Source organism: Burkholderia sp. IT-111MI5, assembly GCF_949752865.1.
Lineage (GTDB): Bacteria > Pseudomonadota > Gammaproteobacteria > Burkholderiales > Burkholderiaceae > Burkholderia > Burkholderia pyrrocinia_C.
In genome coordinates, this window is record NZ_CATKIF010000006.1 from 149,426 (window position 1) to 166,574 (window position 17,149).

Here is a 17,149-nt window from a genome sequence, read left to right on the forward strand (position 1 = left end):
CGAGCGGAGGAAATCAAGATCATGCAAAACGCTCCTATGAATGTCCTGTTGCCTGACGCGCTGGTGATGGCCGCCATCGTCGTCGCATGGCTGAACGACACCTTTACCGGTGCTTCCGGCCGCCGGCTGACCTATCTGATCGCGGTCGTATCGTCGGTCGTCGCCGGCGTGTGGTTTGCGGTGCAGGCGCTCGACCCGCAGCAGTACTACTTCTTCTCGAAGATGGTCGTCGTCGACTCGTTCGCGAGCACGATGAAGGCCGTCGTGTCGTTCGGTTTCGCGGTCTCGCTCGTCTATTCGCGCAAGTACCTCGAAGATCGCGACATGTTCCGCGGCGACGTGTTCCTGCTCGGCATGTTCTCGCTGCTCGGCCAGCTGGTCATGGTGTCGGGCAACAACTTCCTGACGCTGTACCTCGGTCTCGAACTGATGTCGCTGTCGCTGTACGCGGTCATCGCGCTGCGCCGCGATGCCCCGCAGTCGAGCGAAGCCGCGATGAAGTACTACGTGCTGGGCGCGCTTGCGTCGGGCTTCGTGCTGTACGGCATCTCGATGCTCTATGGTGCGACCGGCTCGCTCGAGCTGGGCGAAGTGTACAAGGCGGTCGGCGGCAACACCGACGCAGCCGTGCTGATGTTCGGCGTGGTCTTCATCGTCGCCGGTATCGCGTTCAAGCTCGGCGCCGTGCCGTTCCACATGTGGGTGCCGGACGTCTACCAGGGCGCACCGACCGCGATGACGCTGTTCGTCGGCGGCGGCCCGAAGGTTGCCGCGTTCGCGTGGGGCCTGCGGTTCCTGGTGATGGGCCTGCTGCCGCTCGCGCAGAACTGGCAGACCGCGCTCGTGATCCTCGCCGCACTGTCGCTGATCGTCGGCAACATCACGGGTATCGTCCAGCGCAACATCAAGCGGATGCTCGCCTACTCGGCGATCTCGAACATGGGCTTCGTGCTGCTCGGCCTGCTCGCGGGCATCGTGAAGGGCGACGCGGCGGCACCGGCGAACGCATACAGCTCGGCGATGTTCTACGCGATCGTCTACCTGATCACGACGCTCGGCTCGTTCGGCGTGGTGATGCTGCTCGCGCGCCGCGATTTCGAAGCCGAAACGATCGACGACTTCAAGGGCCTCAACAAGCGCAGCCCGGTGTTCGCGTTCGTGATGATGGTCATGATGTTCTCGCTGGCAGGCATCCCGCCGACCGTCGGTTTCTACGCGAAGCTCGCCGTGCTCGAGGCAACCGTCAACGCGGGCCTCACGTGGCTGGCCGTGCTGGCCGTGATCACGTCGCTGTTCGGCGCGTTCTACTACCTGCGCATCGTGAAGCTGATGTACTTCGATGCACCGCAGGATTCGACGCCGATCTCGGGCGATATCTGCAAGCGCACGATCCTCGTGCTGAACGGCCTGGCGGTCGTCGTGCTCGGCCTGATCCCGAGCCCGCTGCTGACGGCGTGCCTGCAGGCGATCCGTCACACGCTGCCGCTGTAATGTCGGCAGCCGGCTGGTTTATCGTGCTGTTGGCGCTCGTGTGCGCCAACCTGCCGTTCCTGAACCAACGCCTCTTCGCCGTCGTGCCGTTCGGCGCGGCGAAGAAGAGTGCGTGGGTGCGGATCGGCGAGCTGATCGTGCTGTACTTCGTGGTCGGCGCGCTCGGCTTCTGGCTCGAGTCGCGTGCCGGCAACCGCTTCGAACAGGGCTGGCAGTTTTACGCGATCACGTTCAGTCTTTTCATCGTGTTCGCGTTTCCCGGCTTCACGTTCCAGTATCTCGTCAAACGACGCTGACGGCTTCGGCCGTCCGTCGTGCTCAATCTTGGAGCCGCCGATGGCCGAACTACCCAATCACGACGCCGCACTGACCGAAACCTGCCTCGAAAGCGAGGCGATCTTCGACGGCTCGTTCCTCAAGCTCAAGCGCGATACCGTCCGTTTGCCGGACGGCAAGAAGGCCACGCGCGAATACGTCCAGCACCCGGGCGCGGTGATGGTGATCCCGCTGTTCGACGACGGCCGCGTGTTGATGGAAAGCCAGTATCGCTACCCGATCGGCAAGGTGATGGCCGAATTCCCGGCCGGCAAGCTCGATCCGGACGAAGGCGCGCTTGCGTGCGCGGTGCGCGAACTGCGCGAGGAAACGGGGTATACGGCGCGCGAATACGTGTTCCTGGCCCGCATTCACCCGATCATTTCCTATTCGACCGAATTCATCGACCTGTATCTCGCGCGCGGGCTGACGGCCGGCGAGCGCAAGCTCGACGAAGGCGAATTCCTCGAAACCTTCACCGCCACGCAATCCGACCTGCAGGAATGGGTGCGCACCGGGCAGATCACCGACGTGAAGACGATCATCGGCACGATGTGGCTCGACAAGGTGCTGTCCGGCACCTGGCCGCTCGGGCCGGTCCTGACGCCCTGAGCGCGGCGTCAGCGGCGTGTGGGGCGCCGCGTTACAATCCGATGACACGGCGCTTTCGCGTCGCGCGATCGTGGTTTAGCACGATCGTTCACAAAACCGCTTTTTGCGCTACACTCGTCACACGCCCTGATTCAGCATGAAGGTCCTCGATTTACAGTGCCCGCACGGTCATCGGTTCGAAGGCTGGTTCGCTTCCGCCGATGAATTCGAAGCGCAGTTGTCCCGCAAGCTGGTCGAATGTCCGGTGTGCGGGACGACCGAGGTCAATCGTCTGCCGTCGGCGCCGCGCCTGAATCTGTCAGGCGCGACGCAGGCCCAGCCGGCTGATCCGCGTGCGCTGCAGGCGCAGGTGCTGCGCGCGCTGCGCGAGGTGCTGGAGAAGACCGAGAACGTGGGCGAGCGCTTCGCCGAGGAAGCGCGGCGCATCCATTACAACGAGGCGCCGGCACGCAGCATCCGTGGCGTCACGACACCGGAAGATGCGCAATCCTTGGTCGAAGAAGGCATCGACGTGATGCCGCTGCCGATTCCTGCCGCGCTGAAAGAACCGCTGCAATGACGTACGCAGTGGGTCCTTGCCGGGCCGGACGGCCGCGGCGAGCCTTGCATGGGACCTGAGCAGGTGCTGAAGCGCTAGCTCCGGTCGACCGCGAAGCATGGGACCAGAGTAAGTGCTAAAGCACTAACTCTGGTCGACAGGAGACACTGCGCATGGATCTGGATTATTCCCCCGCCGACGACGCGTTCCGCGTCGACGTCCGCGCCTGGCTCGAGGCCAACCTGCCTCACGCACTGCGCGCCAAAGTACTCGATCACAAACGACTCGACCGCGAGGATTTCGCGAGCTGGCACCGGATTCTCGGCCAGCGCGGCTGGTCCGCGCCTGCGTGGCCGGCCGAATACGGCGGCCCGGGCTGGAACGCGACGCAACGGCACATCTGGGACGAGGAATGCGCGCGGATCGGCGCGCCGACCGTGCTGCCGTTCGGCGTGTCGATGGTTGCGCCGGTGCTGATGAAATACGGCAGCGAAGCGCAGAAACGCCACTATCTGCCGCGCATTCTCGACGGCTCCGACTGGTGGTGCCAGGGCTATTCGGAGCCGGGTTCCGGGTCCGACCTCGCGTCGTTGCGCACGCGTGCCGAGCGCCAGGGCGACCACTACGTCGTCAACGGCCAGAAGACCTGGACGACGCTCGGCCAGTACGCGGACATGATGTTCTGCCTCGTGCGCACCGATCCGGCCGCGAAGAAGCAGGAGGGCATCTCGTTCCTGCTGATCGACATGAAGACGCCCGGCATCACGGTGCGGCCGATCATCACGCTCGACGAGGATCACGAGGTCAACGAGGTGTTCTTCGAGGACGTGAAGGTGCCGGTCGAGAATCTCGTCGGCGACGAGAACCGCGGCTGGACCTACGCGAAATACCTGCTTGGCCATGAGCGCACCGGCATCGCGCGTGTCGGCGCGTCGAAGCGCGAACTCGCGTTCCTGAAGCGCGTGGCGTCGAACCAGCGCAAGAACGGCAAGCCGTTGCTCGCCGACCCCGTGTTCGCCGCGAAGGTCGCGGCGCTCGAAGTCGAGCTGATGGCGCTCGAGGTGACGGTGCTGCGCGTCGTCAGCCGCGAGACGAGCGGCAAGGGGCCGGGCCCCGAGGCGTCGATGCTGAAGATCAAGGGTACCGAAGTGCAGCAGGCGCTCACCGAGCTGATGTTCGACGCGATCGGCCCGCTCGCCGCACCGTTCGACGTACCGTTCCTCAATGGCGAACGCGAGCACAGCATCGCGGGCGACGACGATGCGGCGCCGCTCGCCGCGTACTACTTCAATTATCGGAAGACGTCGATCTACGGCGGTTCGAACGAGATCCAGAAGAACATCATCGCGCAGATGATTCTGGGCCTGTGAACAGGGTACGGAAGCGGAGACAACCATGGATTTCAGCTTTACCGATGAGCAGCAGCAGTTCGCCGACGCGCTGCGCCGTTATCTCGGCGAGCAATACGGTTTCGATGCACGCCAGGCGATCGTGCGCAGCGATGCGGGCGTGTCGGATACGCAATGGAGTGCGTTCGCCGAACTGGGGCTGACCGCGCTGCCCGTGCCGGACGCGCAGGGCGGGTTCGGCGGCAGCACGGTCGACATGCTGGTTGCGATGCAGGAGATCGGCCGCGCGCTCGTGATCGAGCCGTACTGGGCAACGGCGGTCGGCGTCGAGGCATTGCGCATCGCCGGGTCCGGCGCAGGCGACGATGCCGCACTGCTGGAGGCAGTCGCGCAGGGGCAGAAGCGCTTGGCGGTCGCATTCCACGAACCGCATGCGCGTTATGACCTGTTCGAGCTCGATACGCACGCACGCGAGCAGGGCGGCACGCATCGGCTGACCGGCACCAAGTCGGTCGTTCAGCATGGCGCACAGGCGCACGCGTGGATCGTGCCTGCGCGTGTCGACGACGGCGGCATCGGCCTCTTTGTCGTCGAACGCGATGCGGCGAACGCGAAGGTGGTCGACTACCGGACCATCGACGGCCAGCGTGCGGCAACGATCGAGTTCAACGAAACGCCGGCCCGACTGCTGACAGGCGGCGCTCGCGACGCGGCGGCGCTCGAGCAGATTGCCGATTACGCGACGTTCCTGCTGTGCGCGGAAGCGGTCGGCGCGCTTGACGAACTGAATCGCGCGACGGTCGAATACACGAAAACGCGCGAGCAGTTCGGCGTGCCGATTGCGCGTTTCCAGGCACTGCAGCACCGGATGGTCGACATGCTGATCCATGCCGAGCAGGCGCGTTCGCTGACCTACCTGGCCGCGGTGCGCTATGCGGGCGGCGACGCCGATGCGCGACGCAAGGCCGTGTCGGCCGCGAAGGCGCGCGTCGGCGCGGCCGCGCGCTTCGTCGGTCAGCAAGCCGTCCAGTTGCACGGCGGCATGGGCGTGACCAACGAGGTTGCCGCCGCGCACCTGTTCAAGCGGCTGTCGATCATCGAGACGACGCTCGGCGACACCGATCATCATCTTGCCCGCATCGCGGCGCTGCCCGATTTCGCGCAGGCCGACGCGGCATGACGGCGACGCGCGAGCGCGTCAGACAAGGGGACACACAAGTGGGTATCAGTTACGAAGATCTGGTGGTCGGCAGCACCATCGAAGTGGGCAGCTACACGTTCGAGCCCGACGACATCAAGGCGTTCGCGCAGCGCTACGACCCGCAGCCGTTCCACCTCGACGAGGAGGCCGCGAAGGCGTCGCCGTTCGGCGGACTGGTCGCGAGCGGCTGGCACACGTGCTCGGTGTTCATGAGCCTGCTCATCAAGAAGCTCGGGCCGGACTCGACCAGCATGGGCTCGCCCGGCATCGACTCGATCCGCTGGCTCAAGCCGGTGCGCGCCGGCGACACGATCACGATGCACCAGAAGATCCACGACAAGCGTGTCTCGGAGAGCAAGCCCGATCGCGGCATCGTGTCGACGGAGTGGATCGGCATCAACGGTAGCGGCGAGACGGTGATCACCGTGCAGTCCAAGGTGATTTTCGGGCTGCGCGATCCGCGAGGCACGAACGCATGACCGACGTGACATTGCCGTTGATCGCGTCGGCGCAGGCGTTGCAGGCGCGTATCGGCGAGGAGCCGCTCGCGAGCGGCTGGATCGCGATCGACCAGCATCGCGTCGACGGCTTCGCCGACGCGACCGGCGATCATCAATGGATTCACGTCGATCCCGAACGCGCGCGGCGCGAGTCGCCGTTCGGCGGGCCGATCGCGCACGGGTTCCTGACGCTGTCGCTGATTCCCGCGTTGATGACCGATGCGATGCGCTTCGAGCAGAAGATGGGCGTGAACTACGGACTGAACCGCGTGCGGTTCCTGAAGCCGGTGCCGGTCGGTGTGCGCGTGCGCGCGTTGTTCGCGGTGAAGGAAACCGCCGAGGTCGCGCGGGGCGGCGTGCAGGTGACATGGTCGGTGTCGATCCAGGCCGAGCGTCCCGACGCGCCGTTGCTTGTTTGCGCGGCGGAATTCATCACGCTGCATTACTTCTGACGCGCGGGGCGGCATGCACGGATGCCGCTCCGCCCGTCACGCACGGGTCAGTGCTTCGCGTATTGCATCGCGCCGAACAGCACCTCGCGTGCCTTGTCGTCCTGCAGCGCCTTGCGCATCGACGCGAGTACATCGACGCCGCGCTGCACGGCCGGTCGCGCGGCGATTGCATCGTGCCAGCGCTTCACGTTCGGCAACTCGTCGAGCACGATGCCCTGGTTCTGCCACGAGCGCGTCCACGGGAACGTCGCAATGTCCGCGATCGTGTACGCGTCGCCCGCGAGATATTCGGATTCGCCGAGGCGCTTTTCCATCACGTTGTACAGGCGCTTCGCTTCGTTCGTATAGCGGTTGACCGCGTATTCGATCTTTTCCGGCGCGTACAGGCGGAAATGGTGCGCCTGCCCGAGCATCGGGCCGATACCGCCCATCTGGAACATCAGCCACTCGAGCGTCGCATAGCGCGCGGCCGGATCGGTCGGCAGGAATTTGCCGGTCTTCTCCGCGAGGTAGATCAGGATCGCACCCGATTCGAACAGAGAGATCGGCTTGCCGCCGGGGCCGTCAGGATCGACGATCGCCGGAATCTTGTTGTTCGGGCTGATCTTCAGGAACTCGGGCTTGAACTGGTCGCCTGCGCCGATATCGACCGGAAGTGCACGGTAGGCGAGGCCCGTTTCCTCGAGCATGATATGTACCTTGTGGCCGTTCGGGGTCGCCCAGCTGTAGACGTCGATCATCGTCAACTCCTTGGTTGCATGCGCGAAAACGGCGCCGGCAGCGCGCCGCGACAGGCGGTCATTAGAGCATGGTTCGACACGGGCCGCTGGCGACGGAAACATGCCCGCCGATGCGTACGCGCAGGCAAACGGGAGATGATCGCCGACGTGCCGACAGTTCCCGGTCGAGCACGGCGGGCGCGCACGGTTCGTGCGGATGGAAGATCCGGTTGTCGAGCCGGTAGTCGCCATGCACGATCGTCGTCGGACGGCCGTCGTCGGCCGACGCGGATTAGCGCTTGTAGCGCGGCTGGCGTTTCTCGAGAAAGGCGGTGATGCCTTCGAGCCCGTCCGCGTGATGCAGCGAGGCGACGAAATGATCGCGCTCGGTACCGAGATGCGGTTCTAGCGGCTGAGTCGTCGCAACGTCGAGCAGCGACTTGATGCGCGTGAGTGCGTTCGGCGAGATGCCGGCGAGTGCGTCGGCCCATGTCAGCGCGTCGTCCAACGCTGCGCCGGGCACGGCGAGCCGGTTGACCACACCGAGCGCATGCAGGCGTTCGGCCGCGACCGGCTTGCCTTCGAACAGGATCTCGGCCGCGATCGCACGCGGCAGCGCACGCGCGAGGAACCACGAGCCGCCGCCGTCGGGCGTCAGACCCACACGCGCGTACGACATCACGAACTTCGCGTCGTGCGCGGCGACGATCAGATCGCACGCAAGCGCGAGCGAGAAGCCCGCGCCGGCCGCGGCGCCTTCGACCGCCGCGATCACCGGCTTCGTCGATTCGCGAATCGCCGTCACCCATGCGCCGAGCTGATCGATGCTGTCGCCCTGGCAGGACGGATCCTTCGAGCGGTTGTCGAGCAGCCGGTTCAGGTTGCCGCCTGCGCAGAAGAAGCGGTCGGCACCCGTCAGCACGACCGCGCGAATCCCGGGATCGCGTTCGGCAGTGGCGAGCGCTTCGACGCCGGCCGCGTACATGTCGGGATGCAGCGCGTTGCGCGCGCCGGGATTGGACAGCGTGAGGACGAGCGTCGAATCGCTCTCGGGCGGCCGCGAGGCCAGCAGTTCAGCACTCATGCGAGCGTGTCTCCATCGGATGGCGAGGCTGCGGCGCTGCGCGCGTCGCGCGGACCGGCAGCGCTGCTGCCGCAGCGGATGTAATGTTGTCGTGACGGACGTGAAACTGTTTTAGACTAGCACGAACGTGCTTTTCAGCGCGATGAATCCCGGTGCGGCCGGCATCGTTGCGGCCGCGCTCTCGCAAGGAAGGAGACTCCGATGCTACAGCTGTGCGGTATTCCGTTGTCCAACTATTACAACAAGGTGAAGTTCGTCCTGCTCGAGCACGACATTCCGTTCGAGGAGTCGGTGTGCAGTTTGCCGATCTGCGATCCGGCCCAGCTCGCCGATTCGCCGCTCGGCAAGATCCCGTTCCTGAAGACCGAAGAGGGCGCGCTGTTCGAGTCGCAGGTGATCATCGAGTACCTGGCGGCGCGCTATCCCGAGAAAGCCATTTTCCCTGCGGGGCCGTTCGCGGCGGCGAAGGTGCGCGAGCTGGTCGAGACGCTCGAGCTGTATCTCGAATGGATGGCGCGCGAGGTCTATACGGAAGCGTTTTTCGGCGGCAAGGTCAGCGACGGAATGAAGGCACACGTCGAGAAGCGCCTGCCGCGCGCGATCGATGCGTTCAAGCAGATGACGCAGTTTTCGCCGTACGTGCTCGGCGAGTCGTTCAGCCTCGCGGACATCGCCGCATCGATCCATCTGCCGGTCATCGGGATGGCGACGAAGGCCGTGTTCGGACGCGACTTCCTGCTCGATGCAGGCATCGACTGGAAGGCTCATGCGAAGAAGGTCGGTGAGCGTGCCGCCGCGCAGCGCGTGGCCGCCGAACGCAAGGCATATGTCGACGCGACGAGCGGCGCGCGTTCGTAAGCGCGATTTTCCGGCAGGGCGGCGCGCGGCCGCCCGCGCGGAACTTACAGTCGGGCGAGCCGTTCGAGCGCGGATGCGAGCGTGCTTTCCTGCTTCGCGAAACAGAAACGCACGACACCCGATTCGTGCGGCTCGTGATAGAACGCCGACACCGGAATGGCGGCCACGCCGATCTCCGACGTGAGCCACTTCGAGAATTCCGCTTCGGGCAGGTCGCTGATCGCCGAGTAATCGACGCACTGGAAGTACGTGCCCGTGCATGGCAGCAGCTTGAAGCGCGTGCGCTCGAGGCCTGCGCGGAAGAAGTCGCGTTTCTTCTGGTAGAAGCCGGCGAGTGTCAGGTACGGTGCCGGGTCGCGCAGGTAATCGGCGAGCCCGATCTGCATCGGCGTATTCACCGTGAATACGTTGAACTGGTGGACCTTGCGGAATTCCGCGGTCAGCGCGGCAGGCGCCGCGACATAGCCGACCTTCCAGCCCGTCACGTGATAGGTCTTGCCGAAGCTCGACACGATGAAGCTGCGTGCGGCGAGTTCCGGATAGCGCGCGACGCTCTCGTGGCGCGCGCCGTCGTAGACCATGTGCTCGTAGACCTCGTCCGACAGGATCAGCACGTTGGTGCCGCGCACGATGTCCTCGAGCTTGCGCATGTCCGCCTCGCGCCACACGGTGCCCGTCGGGTTATGCGGCGTGTTGATCAGGATCATGCGCGTTTTCGGCGTGATCGCGGCCGCGAGACGGTCGAACGGGATCGCGTAGTCGGGCGCTTCCAGCGTGACGAATACCGGCTTGCCTCCTGCGAGTTCGATCGACGGCAGATAGCTGTCATAGGTCGGTTCGACGACGATCACTTCGTCGCCCGGATGCACCGCGCACAGGATTGCCGTCAGCAGCGCTTGCGTCGCGCCTGCCGTCACCGTGATCTCGGCGGCCGGATCGTAGCGCCGGCCGTAGACGTGCGCGATCTTGTCGGCGATCGCGTCGCGCAGCGGTGCGACACCGGCCATCGGCGGATACTGATTGTGCCCGTTGCGCATCGCGGCCGCGACCGCATCGACGATGCGCGGATCGCAATCGAAATCCGGGAAGCCCTGGCCGAGGTTCACGGCGCCTTTTTCGGCGGCAAGCGCGCTCATGACCGTGAAGATCGTCGTGCCGACATTCGGCAGGCGCGAGGGGAAAACGGGAGTCGTTGGCATGTCTGAAGGAGCGTTCATCGATACGGTCGAAATCGGGTGCCGCCGCGTGCGTCAGGCCGGCGTGGCAGGAGTGGTCGATGCGGCGTCGAGCGCGCAGGCTTCGGCAAACGGCGCGGGTTGCGCGATCCGGAAACCGAAGTCGCGTGCGGTGCGCTTCGCGAGCTTCAGCAGCGCACGGTCTTTCGACACGAGCCACTCGGCCTGCGCAGCGCGGGCGAGTTCGAGAAACTTCTGGTCGTCGCGGTCCTTGCACTTCGGCAGCGGCGGCGCGTCGGCGTCGACGGGCGGCGGCTCGACGAGGCTCGCGAGGCGGGCGACCGTCGCGAGCGCGGCGGCCTTGTCGATCGCACGCGCCTGGAACTGCGGATAATCGAGCACGTACTCGAGTTCGGTCAGGCAGCGGCCGTCGATCACGGCGGCAAGCGCGCCGCGTTCGAGCGCGGCCCGGATCGGGCGCGTAGCGGGGTCGTCGAATACGAGGATGTCGATCCAGACGTTCGAGTCGAGCACGACGCGGTGCGCGACGTGCGGGGCGAGGGAGCTGGTCATTCGTTACAATCGGTGGTTTTCGTCTGACCGCAAGGCACGGCGTGCCAGCGAGCCTCTATGATAATCGTTCTCTCTCCCGCCAAATCCCTCGACTACGATACGCCCGCGCACGTCCAGTCTTACACGAAGCCTGCATTCGTCGACGACGCGTCCGAGCTGATCGACGGCCTGCGCAAGCTTTCGCCGCAGGACATCGCGACGCTGATGGATATCTCCGATCCGCTCGCGCGCCTGAACTTCCAGCGCTACGCGGACTGGTCGCCGACCTTTACGCCGGCCAATGCGAAGCAGGCCGTGCTGGCGTTCAATGGCGACGTCTACGAAGGATTCGATGCGAAATCGCTGTCGTTCGCCGATCTCGACTATGCGCAGCAGCACGTGCGCGTGCTGTCGGGCCTGTACGGGCTGCTGCGCCCGCTCGACCTGCTGCAGCCGTACCGGCTCGAGATGGGTACGCGCTTCGCGAACGCGCGCGGCAAGGACCTGTACGCGTTCTGGGGCGACCGCATCACGCGGGCACTGAACGAGCAGCTCGAGACGCGTAGCGGCTCGGCGCGCGTGCTGGTCAACTGCGCGTCGACCGAATACTTCAAGTCGGTCAAGCCGAAACTGCTGGCCGCGCCTGTCATCACGCCGGTGTTCGAGGACTGGAAGGGCGGCCGCTACAAGATCATCAGCTTCCATGCGAAGCGCGCGCGCGGCCTGATGGCGCGTTTTATCGTCGAGAACCGTATTACCGAGCCGAAGGCGCTGAAGGCGTTTGCGACGGAAGGCTATGCGTTCGACGCGGCGGCGTCGAACGATTCGACTTACGTATATCGCCGGCGAGTCGGCGAGTGACCATGCCGGCCGTTCATGAGATGGCCGGCGCATGCATGAGGCCGGGCAAGCGGTATACCGCCCGTTCCGGTCGACAGCTTTGCATGGGACCTGAGTAAATGCTGAAGCACTAACTCAGGTCGACACTGGAGAAACAGATGACCCTTTCGATCACCAGCAATTTCGACGCAGGCGCAATCGGCGTCGTGTCGTGCGACAGCCCCGCGGCGATTCGGCTGCGCGTGCGCGGCGACAGCCGCTCGGAATTCGCGCAATGGTTTTACTACCGCTTGACGGGCGCGCGCGGCGAGCGGTGCGTGATGACGTTCGAGAATGCCGCCGAATGCGCGTATCCGTCCGGCTGGCGCAACTACAGCGCGGTGGCGAGCTACGACCGGGTCGACTGGTTCCGCGTGCCGACGACGTTCGACGGCAAGACGATGACTATCGACCATACGCCGGAGTTCGACAGCATCTACTACGCGTATTTCGAACCGTACTCGGAAGAGCGTCACGCGGCATTTCTCGGTGCCGTCCAGCAGTTGCCGCAGGCAAGCGTCGTCGAACTCGGCCGCACGGTCGAAGGCCGCCCGATGTCGCTGCTGACGCTCGGCACGCCGGAAACCGACGGCGCGCCGAAGAAGAAAGTGTGGATCATCGCGCGTCAGCATCCGGGCGAGACGATGGCCGAGTGGTTCGTCGAAGGCCTCGTCAAGCGGCTGGCCGGATGGGGCGACTGGGCCGGCGATCCGGTCGCGCGCAAGCTCTACGATCGCGCGACGTTCTACATCGTCCCGAACATGAATCCGGACGGCAGCGTGCATGGCAACCTGCGCACCAATGCGGCAGGTGCGAACCTGAACCGCGAATGGATGATGCCCGATGCCGAGCGCAGCCCCGAGGTGCTGGCCGTGCGCGACGCGATCCACGCGATCGGCTGCGACATGTTCTTCGACATTCACGGCGACGAGGATCTGCCGTACGTGTTCGTTGCCGGTTCGGAGATGCTGCCGAGCTTTACCGAGCAGCAGGGCAAGGAGCAGACCGCGTTCATCGACGCGTTCAAGGTCGCGAGCCCCGACTTCCAGACCGAGCATGGTTATGCGGCGAGCAAGTACAAGGAGGACGCGCTCAAGCTCGCGTCGAAGTACATCGGCCACCAGTTCGGCTGCCTGTCGCTGACGCTCGAGATGCCGTTCAAGGACAACGCGAACCTGCCAGACGAGCGTGTCGGCTGGAACGGTGAGCGCAGCGCGGCGCTTGGCGCAGCGATGCTGGCCGCGATCCTGGTGCACGTCGATACGTTCGCGTAGGCGTATCGTCGTCGCATGAAAAAAGCCGGGGCATCTCAGGATGCCCCGGCTTTTTTGCTTCTGTCGTTGCCGCTCCGTCGTATCAGGACTTCTTCGCGGTTTTCTTCTTCACGGCATTCTTCTGGCCGCCTGATTTCTTCGTTGCGACGGCCTTCTTGCCGGTGCGGCCCGATGCCTTCGCTTTTGCCTTGCCCCGGTGCGATTTGCCCTTGAACTTCTTCGTCGAAGACGTGGAGCGCTCGACGCGCGGCTTCAGCGGCGGAACGGGGTCGTTCCAGCTGAACGCGAGCATTTGCTGGCCGACATAACCGCAACGGAATTTCAGCGGCGTCGGGTCGCTGCCGTCGCTGTGGACGCCGAGTCCATCGACCGTGACGATGTTGTCGACCTTCACGCGCTGCTTGCCCTGGTCGAACGAGTCGTTCCACGGCGTGATCGTCGCGTTGCCGCTGTCGAATGCGTTCGGCGCGAAGTCGACGCGGTCGAAGGCCGACGACGTGCTGGCGATGAAGCTGCCGTGCGCCGCACAATCGGCCGCGAGCGGATCGGCATGCATTTCGTTGACGAATTTGTTGATCAGTTCGGAGCGCTGATCGAGCAGGTCGGCGAATACCGGTGTCGGAAGCGCAAGCGACAGGCCCGCGACACAGGCTGCCAGCTTGCCGAGCGCCCGGAGAATCCGGAGCGAGGCAGGTGAGCTGTCCATCTGGTTATTGGTGAGGAGCGAAGGAGACATCGGGCACGTATAGATGCCCGATTAAGAACAGGAGTTCAATCTTAGCGTAAAAAAGTTGTGCGGCAGTAGATGGCCTATTCTCCCGCGCTGCGGAAAATGTCGCCGGCACGTGCTGACGGTGCCTCGATCCGAAGGAGTTTCAGGCGCGCGGGCCGCCGAGGCGATAGCGCCGGACGTCGAAGGTCGTGACCCACGCAGGGCGATAGACGGCGATGAGCGCAGTCGCCATGCCGGTGAACCACGCTTCGCCGAGCGCGAGCAGCGCGGTGTTCAACAGATAGCCGGCAGGAATCACGACAGGCACGCCATCCGCGAGGGCGAGCTGGACACCGGCTGCTGCTGCTGCGACCGCGATGATCGCGATGGCCGGCGACAGGAATCCCTGGCCGATGATGAACGACGCGAGGTTGTGCGGCAGCCATGCGAGCGCGGCGCGCTGCAGCAACGCCGACACGGCGACAGGCAGCGCGCCGTAGATCAGATAGGTCAGGCCAATGCCCTGCCACGGCGCGTCGAAGATGATCGCGGCCACCGCCGTGACGGCGCCCATCGCAATCAGCGCAAGCGTCCAGTCGAACAGTGTGACGAGCAGCGTTGCGCCCAGCAGATGCATGACGATGCCATCTTCGAGCCACGCATTCGAGGCCCAGAGGACCGCGATTGCGGTGACGAGCGCGAGCCACACGTGCTGGAGCGTGGCGTCCTGGAGGCGCACGAAGGGGCGATTCCAGATCGCGAGCGTGAGCAGGGCCACGGCGGCGATCCAGCCACCGATGCCAACCCAGAGCGGAAGCGGTGTGAAAAGAAAACCCATGCGTTCATATTACTCGTTGAGCATCAAAGGTGGGAATCCGCACATGTCGACCGTCGCAATATCGAGACTGTCTGCTAGCGCTCGCGCCGGAACCGTGCCCGCGGCTCGGCCGCGAGCGGCAGATCCTGCGTGCCGGCATGCGCGGCTGGCAACGGGTACCGATGATCGTTCCGTGGCGTGCGTAGTGGAACGGTGCCGCGCTCGCCGATGGCCGGTTTGCGCGTGCGGTTGCGATTCGCCAGCAGCACTTCGAGGTGCGGCGACAGCCAGCCGTTGTAGATCGCGACCGCGGCGGCGCGGTTGACGGCACCAAGCTGCTGGAAAATGCTGGCAAGGTGGATTTTCACGGTGCCTTCGCTGATGCCGAGCGTGCGGGCGATCATCTTGTTCGTGCTGCCCATGTGGACGAAGCGCATGATCTGCGCTTGCCTCGGCGACAACAGGCCGCTCGGCGGGCGGCGGGGCAGCGATCCGGCGAGTGACTGGAAATGGGCCTCGTGGCGCGCTGCGGCTGTGGATGGCAGCAGGCGGAGCGCGATCGGCGGGATGTAGTGTCCGCCCAGCAGCACCATCTCGAGCGCACGCACGATCAGGTACGGCCGCGTGGAATGCGGGATCACGCCTGCGACGCCATAGTTGAAGAAGCGCTGGATGGCCTCCGGCGAGGCTTCGTCGATCATTACGGCCGCGGGCGTCGGCGAGCAGGCGCTGCAAAGTGCCTGCAGCTCGCTTAGCCGGCCGACGTCCAGCCAGTCGATTACGACGAGGTCGAAACGCTGGGTGCGCAGCAGCCGGCGCGCCTGGAAGCTGTCGGGTGCATCGTTGATGCTGGCGTGGCGGTCGATCTGTCGCAACAGGGCCTTCAGTCCGTCACGCCGTTCGGCGTCTGAGTAAAGCACCAGGAACCGCATATTCAACCTCCGTAAGGGTGGGTCATTGATCTGCTGTCGGGCATGCGTTGGCCCCGATAATGACAAAGACCTTACACGATGTCTGCTTGGCTGAAAGGCTTAGGAAAAGTCTGAAATTTTGAGCGACGGAATATAGGACAAGAAAAAAGCCGCTCCGGCGGGAACCGGGAGCGGCTTCGGGAGGGCAGGCCGTTCGGGCCTGCTGCGAGAGGTTAGTGGAAGTGCGGCTGGGCGGGCGAGGCGTCTTCCGGCATTTCCGCGTGGACGATTTCGCCGAGCGGATCTGCGTAAAGCGGCACGCCGCAGTCGTCGCAGTATTCGGGTTCGAAGCGGCCCGCGTGCCGTCGGACGTCGGTTACACCGCATTCCTTCAACAGGCTGACGATTTCCTCGAGCGGCCCTTCGATCGGCGCCTCGCCTTCGAGCGTCGCGCTGTCGATCGACACGTCGCCGTTTTCACGGCCGTAGAGCGGCCACACGACGCCGTAGATTACGTCGTTGCTCGCACGCCGAGTGAAGCCGACACGATACTCGTCGATACGGCGTTCGCCGAAGCCGGCGACCACCGCGCGCAGCTCCTGCGGTGCCGTACCAAGTGTGTCGAAAAGATAACGAATGGCGGTTCGCACCGTGTGTGGACGAATGCGTTCGTCCGCATCGCGGCAGGCCGAGTAGTACGCGTCCGGAAGCAGGCACTCGAACTCGCATCCAGGCAGCGCGATCGACAGATTCGGGCCGCCCTGGGCCGTCCATTGTTCGAGGCACTGACCGCGCTCGATCCGGCTACCGCCTTCTTCTTCCTGCCAGCGGAACAGCGGCGCGCCGGCGGGCGCAGCGACGACGGCGAGCAGGAAGCGCGGGTCGGCCAGGATTGGCGAGGTTTCGGGCAGGTCACCGAAGCTGAGCTTGGGCGTGTGCTGGCCGATTGCCGCATGCGCGAGCTGTTGGGCAAGACGGTAGGTCTCGACGTGATGCCGCGGCAACTGGTCGATGCTGTAGAGGAACGGGGCAAGCCCGACGAGCGTGCCGTTCGCAAGGACATGAGCCTGCAGGTGCGTTCGCAGCGCGTCGGCCACGTCGCCCTTGAGCGGGCCCGATGGAATCATGTAGCGCGTCCATGCGAGAACCGGGACGGCGACCAGCAGCGCATCGTACGGCTGGCCGTCGTGCTCGATCACCATCGACTCGCTGTGGGTCTCGGCCATGTCGGCGAGTGCGCCGTAGGCGTCGGGATGATTCTGCTGCAGATGGTCGAGAGCTGCGTCGAGCGTAGTCTGGTTGCCGTTGCGGACTATCTTGGCGAGCAGCGCGTCGAGCTTCGCTTCCCAGAAGCGATCCTCGATGCGGCTGCCCGAGGCGAAGAGCGCAAGCGACAGACCGACCAGTTTGTCGGCATCGGGGGGGAGGCGTTTGGCGATTCGCTGGCGCATATTAAAGACGTATATAGAAAGGGGCGAAGAACCTCACATTCTAGTCCGTTCTTTGCACCATAAGCGGTCTTGTGCCCTGGCATGGCCGGACGGCCAAATTGCGGCTTTTGTAAAAAAGTTGCATCGAACCCCTTGCGCGATCGACGCGGGGTGCATAGAATCACGCCTCTTTCGCGCTAACGGAAACGCGGCGCGGGAGAGGGAAGTGGTGCTGTTGTGGGGTTGGTGGTAGCGAGCCCGAGCAGCACACGAAGATGAA

The 17,149-nt window shown here is 64.8% G+C and carries 19 protein-coding genes and 1 pseudogene; 11 read left to right on the top strand and 9 right to left on the bottom strand.

Annotated elements, in window-relative coordinates:
• Positions 1-36 precede the first annotated feature (36 nt).
• The 8 genes from nuoN to ACM6JT_RS05605 all read left to right on the top strand — a co-directional run bounded on the left by nuoN (position 37) and on the right by ACM6JT_RS05605 (position 6,458).
• Positions 37-1,491 carry an NADH-quinone oxidoreductase subunit NuoN gene (gene nuoN, locus ACM6JT_RS05570; protein ID WP_034184895.1) on the top strand — a complete coding sequence of 485 codons (1,455 nt, stop codon included), beginning with the start codon at positions 37-39 and terminating at the stop codon, positions 1,489-1,491.
• Positions 1,491-1,787 carry a DUF2818 family protein gene (locus ACM6JT_RS05575; RefSeq protein ID WP_034184896.1) on the top strand — a complete coding sequence of 99 codons (297 nt, stop codon included), beginning with the start codon at positions 1,491-1,493 and terminating at the stop codon, positions 1,785-1,787. Before nuoN ends, ACM6JT_RS05575 begins: the two co-directional genes overlap by 1 nt.
• A gap of 40 nt (positions 1,788-1,827) precedes the next feature.
• Positions 1,828-2,418 (top strand): NUDIX domain-containing protein, encoded by a 591-nt coding sequence (locus ACM6JT_RS05580; RefSeq protein ID WP_034184897.1) that lies wholly within the window; start codon positions 1,828-1,830, stop codon positions 2,416-2,418.
• 136 nt (positions 2,419-2,554) lie between these two features.
• Positions 2,555-2,977 (top strand): DUF1178 family protein, encoded by a 423-nt coding sequence (locus tag ACM6JT_RS05585; RefSeq protein ID WP_131947260.1) that lies wholly within the window; start codon positions 2,555-2,557, stop codon positions 2,975-2,977.
• Positions 2,978-3,129: 152 nt separating this feature from the next.
• Positions 3,130-4,326 carry an acyl-CoA dehydrogenase family protein gene (locus ACM6JT_RS05590; RefSeq protein WP_034184899.1) on the top strand — a complete coding sequence of 399 codons (1,197 nt, stop codon included), beginning with the start codon at positions 3,130-3,132 and terminating at the stop codon, positions 4,324-4,326.
• 25 nt (positions 4,327-4,351) lie between these two features.
• The gene (locus tag ACM6JT_RS05595) at positions 4,352-5,485 is read left to right on the top strand and encodes an acyl-CoA dehydrogenase family protein (protein ID WP_105390967.1); all 1,134 of its coding nucleotides are present in this window, start codon (positions 4,352-4,354) and stop codon (positions 5,483-5,485) included.
• A 38-nt stretch (positions 5,486-5,523) separates the two neighbouring features.
• Positions 5,524-5,985, top strand: coding sequence for a MaoC family dehydratase (locus ACM6JT_RS05600; protein ID WP_414856082.1), 462 nt, complete (start codon positions 5,524-5,526; stop codon positions 5,983-5,985).
• Positions 5,982-6,458: a MaoC family dehydratase gene (locus ACM6JT_RS05605; RefSeq protein ID WP_131947263.1), complete on the top strand. Its 477-nt coding sequence runs from the start codon at positions 5,982-5,984 to the stop codon at positions 6,456-6,458. The genes ACM6JT_RS05600 and ACM6JT_RS05605 overlap by 4 nt, the downstream gene beginning before the upstream one ends.
• Positions 6,459-6,505: 47 nt before the next feature.
• Here the strand turns inward: ACM6JT_RS05605 and ACM6JT_RS05610 are convergent, their stop codons facing one another.
• The 3 genes and pseudogenes from ACM6JT_RS05610 to ACM6JT_RS05620 all read right to left on the bottom strand — a co-directional run bounded on the left by ACM6JT_RS05610 (position 6,506) and on the right by ACM6JT_RS05620 (position 8,261).
• Positions 6,506-7,198, bottom strand: coding sequence for a glutathione binding-like protein (locus tag ACM6JT_RS05610; RefSeq protein ID WP_414856083.1), 693 nt, complete (start codon positions 7,196-7,198; stop codon positions 6,506-6,508).
• A 151-nt stretch (positions 7,199-7,349) separates the two neighbouring features.
• Positions 7,350-7,463: pseudogene (locus ACM6JT_RS05615) on the bottom strand (phosphotransferase family protein); the annotation flags it as partial.
• A gap of 6 nt (positions 7,464-7,469) precedes the next feature.
• Positions 7,470-8,261, bottom strand: coding sequence for an oxepin-CoA hydrolase, alternative type (locus ACM6JT_RS05620; protein ID WP_105393871.1), 792 nt, complete (start codon positions 8,259-8,261; stop codon positions 7,470-7,472).
• 201 nt (positions 8,262-8,462) lie between these two features.
• Between ACM6JT_RS05620 and ACM6JT_RS05625 the strand changes: the two genes are divergently transcribed.
• A complete protein-coding gene (locus ACM6JT_RS05625) occupies positions 8,463-9,119 on the top strand; it encodes a glutathione S-transferase (RefSeq protein ID WP_414856084.1) in 657 nt (218 codons plus the stop codon).
• Between the two features lie 44 nt (positions 9,120-9,163).
• On the opposite strand, the gene ACM6JT_RS05630 is transcribed toward ACM6JT_RS05625, so the two are convergent.
• Both ACM6JT_RS05630 and ACM6JT_RS05635 read right to left on the bottom strand, forming a co-directional pair.
• Complete coding sequence (locus ACM6JT_RS05630; protein WP_414856085.1) at positions 9,164-10,336, bottom strand: pyridoxal phosphate-dependent aminotransferase; 1,173 nt, start codon at positions 10,334-10,336, stop codon at positions 9,164-9,166.
• A 33-nt stretch (positions 10,337-10,369) separates the two neighbouring features.
• Positions 10,370-10,867 carry a putative toxin-antitoxin system toxin component, PIN family gene (locus tag ACM6JT_RS05635; RefSeq protein WP_105393869.1) on the bottom strand — a complete coding sequence of 166 codons (498 nt, stop codon included), beginning with the start codon at positions 10,865-10,867 and terminating at the stop codon, positions 10,370-10,372.
• Between the two features lie 57 nt (positions 10,868-10,924).
• Here ACM6JT_RS05635 and yaaA point away from each other — a divergent pair, with 57 nt between their 5' ends.
• Both yaaA and ACM6JT_RS05645 read left to right on the top strand, forming a co-directional pair.
• Complete coding sequence (yaaA, locus tag ACM6JT_RS05640) at positions 10,925-11,707, top strand: peroxide stress protein YaaA (protein WP_414856086.1); 783 nt, start codon at positions 10,925-10,927, stop codon at positions 11,705-11,707.
• A 137-nt stretch (positions 11,708-11,844) separates the two neighbouring features.
• A complete protein-coding gene (locus ACM6JT_RS05645; protein ID WP_414856087.1) occupies positions 11,845-12,999 on the top strand; it encodes a M14-type cytosolic carboxypeptidase in 1,155 nt (384 codons plus the stop codon).
• Positions 13,000-13,081: 82 nt separating this feature from the next.
• Here the strand turns inward: ACM6JT_RS05645 and ACM6JT_RS05650 are convergent, their stop codons facing one another.
• The 4 genes from ACM6JT_RS05650 to ACM6JT_RS05665 form a co-directional block, all read right to left on the bottom strand.
• Positions 13,082-13,735, bottom strand: coding sequence for a BspC domain-containing protein (locus ACM6JT_RS05650; protein ID WP_034184908.1), 654 nt, complete (start codon positions 13,733-13,735; stop codon positions 13,082-13,084).
• A 139-nt stretch (positions 13,736-13,874) separates the two neighbouring features.
• A complete protein-coding gene (locus ACM6JT_RS05655; RefSeq protein ID WP_034184909.1) occupies positions 13,875-14,549 on the bottom strand; it encodes an energy-coupling factor ABC transporter permease in 675 nt (224 codons plus the stop codon).
• Between the two features lie 74 nt (positions 14,550-14,623).
• Positions 14,624-15,460, bottom strand: coding sequence for a response regulator transcription factor (locus tag ACM6JT_RS05660; RefSeq protein WP_034184910.1), 837 nt, complete (start codon positions 15,458-15,460; stop codon positions 14,624-14,626).
• A gap of 212 nt (positions 15,461-15,672) precedes the next feature.
• Positions 15,673-16,890: a DUF2863 family protein gene (locus tag ACM6JT_RS05665; RefSeq protein ID WP_072440672.1), complete on the bottom strand. Its 1,218-nt coding sequence runs from the start codon at positions 16,888-16,890 to the stop codon at positions 15,673-15,675.
• Positions 16,891-17,149: the final 259 nt, after the last annotated feature.

Bases quoted from the DNA above. Each gene is read 5' to 3' on its own strand.
- ACM6JT_RS05660 (WP_034184910.1), bottom strand. From the start codon at position 15,460: ATGCGGTTCCTGGTGCTTTACTCAGACGCCGAACGGCGTGACGGACTG.
- ACM6JT_RS05625 (WP_414856084.1), top strand. From the start codon at position 8,463: ATGCTACAGCTGTGCGGTATTCCGTTGTCCAACTATTACAACAAGGTG.
- ACM6JT_RS05650 (WP_034184908.1), bottom strand. From the start codon at position 13,735: ATGTCTCCTTCGCTCCTCACCAATAACCAGATGGACAGCTCACCTGCC.
- ACM6JT_RS05620 (WP_105393871.1), bottom strand. From the start codon at position 8,261: ATGAGTGCTGAACTGCTGGCCTCGCGGCCGCCCGAGAGCGATTCGACG.
- ACM6JT_RS05585 (WP_131947260.1), top strand. From the start codon at position 2,555: ATGAAGGTCCTCGATTTACAGTGCCCGCACGGTCATCGGTTCGAAGGC.
- ACM6JT_RS05580 (WP_034184897.1), top strand. From the start codon at position 1,828: ATGGCCGAACTACCCAATCACGACGCCGCACTGACCGAAACCTGCCTC.
- nuoN (WP_034184895.1), top strand. From the start codon at position 37: ATGAATGTCCTGTTGCCTGACGCGCTGGTGATGGCCGCCATCGTCGTC.
- ACM6JT_RS05645 (WP_414856087.1), top strand. From the start codon at position 11,845: ATGACCCTTTCGATCACCAGCAATTTCGACGCAGGCGCAATCGGCGTC.
- ACM6JT_RS05575 (WP_034184896.1), top strand. From the start codon at position 1,491: ATGTCGGCAGCCGGCTGGTTTATCGTGCTGTTGGCGCTCGTGTGCGCC.
- ACM6JT_RS05655 (WP_034184909.1), bottom strand. From the start codon at position 14,549: ATGGGTTTTCTTTTCACACCGCTTCCGCTCTGGGTTGGCATCGGTGGC.
- ACM6JT_RS05605 (WP_131947263.1), top strand. From the start codon at position 5,982: ATGACCGACGTGACATTGCCGTTGATCGCGTCGGCGCAGGCGTTGCAG.
- ACM6JT_RS05630 (WP_414856085.1), bottom strand. From the start codon at position 10,336: ATGAACGCTCCTTCAGACATGCCAACGACTCCCGTTTTCCCCTCGCGC.
- ACM6JT_RS05665 (WP_072440672.1), bottom strand. From the start codon at position 16,890: ATGCGCCAGCGAATCGCCAAACGCCTCCCCCCCGATGCCGACAAACTG.
- ACM6JT_RS05590 (WP_034184899.1), top strand. From the start codon at position 3,130: ATGGATCTGGATTATTCCCCCGCCGACGACGCGTTCCGCGTCGACGTC.
- ACM6JT_RS05595 (WP_105390967.1), top strand. From the start codon at position 4,352: ATGGATTTCAGCTTTACCGATGAGCAGCAGCAGTTCGCCGACGCGCTG.
- ACM6JT_RS05635 (WP_105393869.1), bottom strand. From the start codon at position 10,867: ATGACCAGCTCCCTCGCCCCGCACGTCGCGCACCGCGTCGTGCTCGAC.
- ACM6JT_RS05610 (WP_414856083.1), bottom strand. From the start codon at position 7,198: ATGATCGACGTCTACAGCTGGGCGACCCCGAACGGCCACAAGGTACAT.
- yaaA (WP_414856086.1), top strand. From the start codon at position 10,925: ATGATAATCGTTCTCTCTCCCGCCAAATCCCTCGACTACGATACGCCC.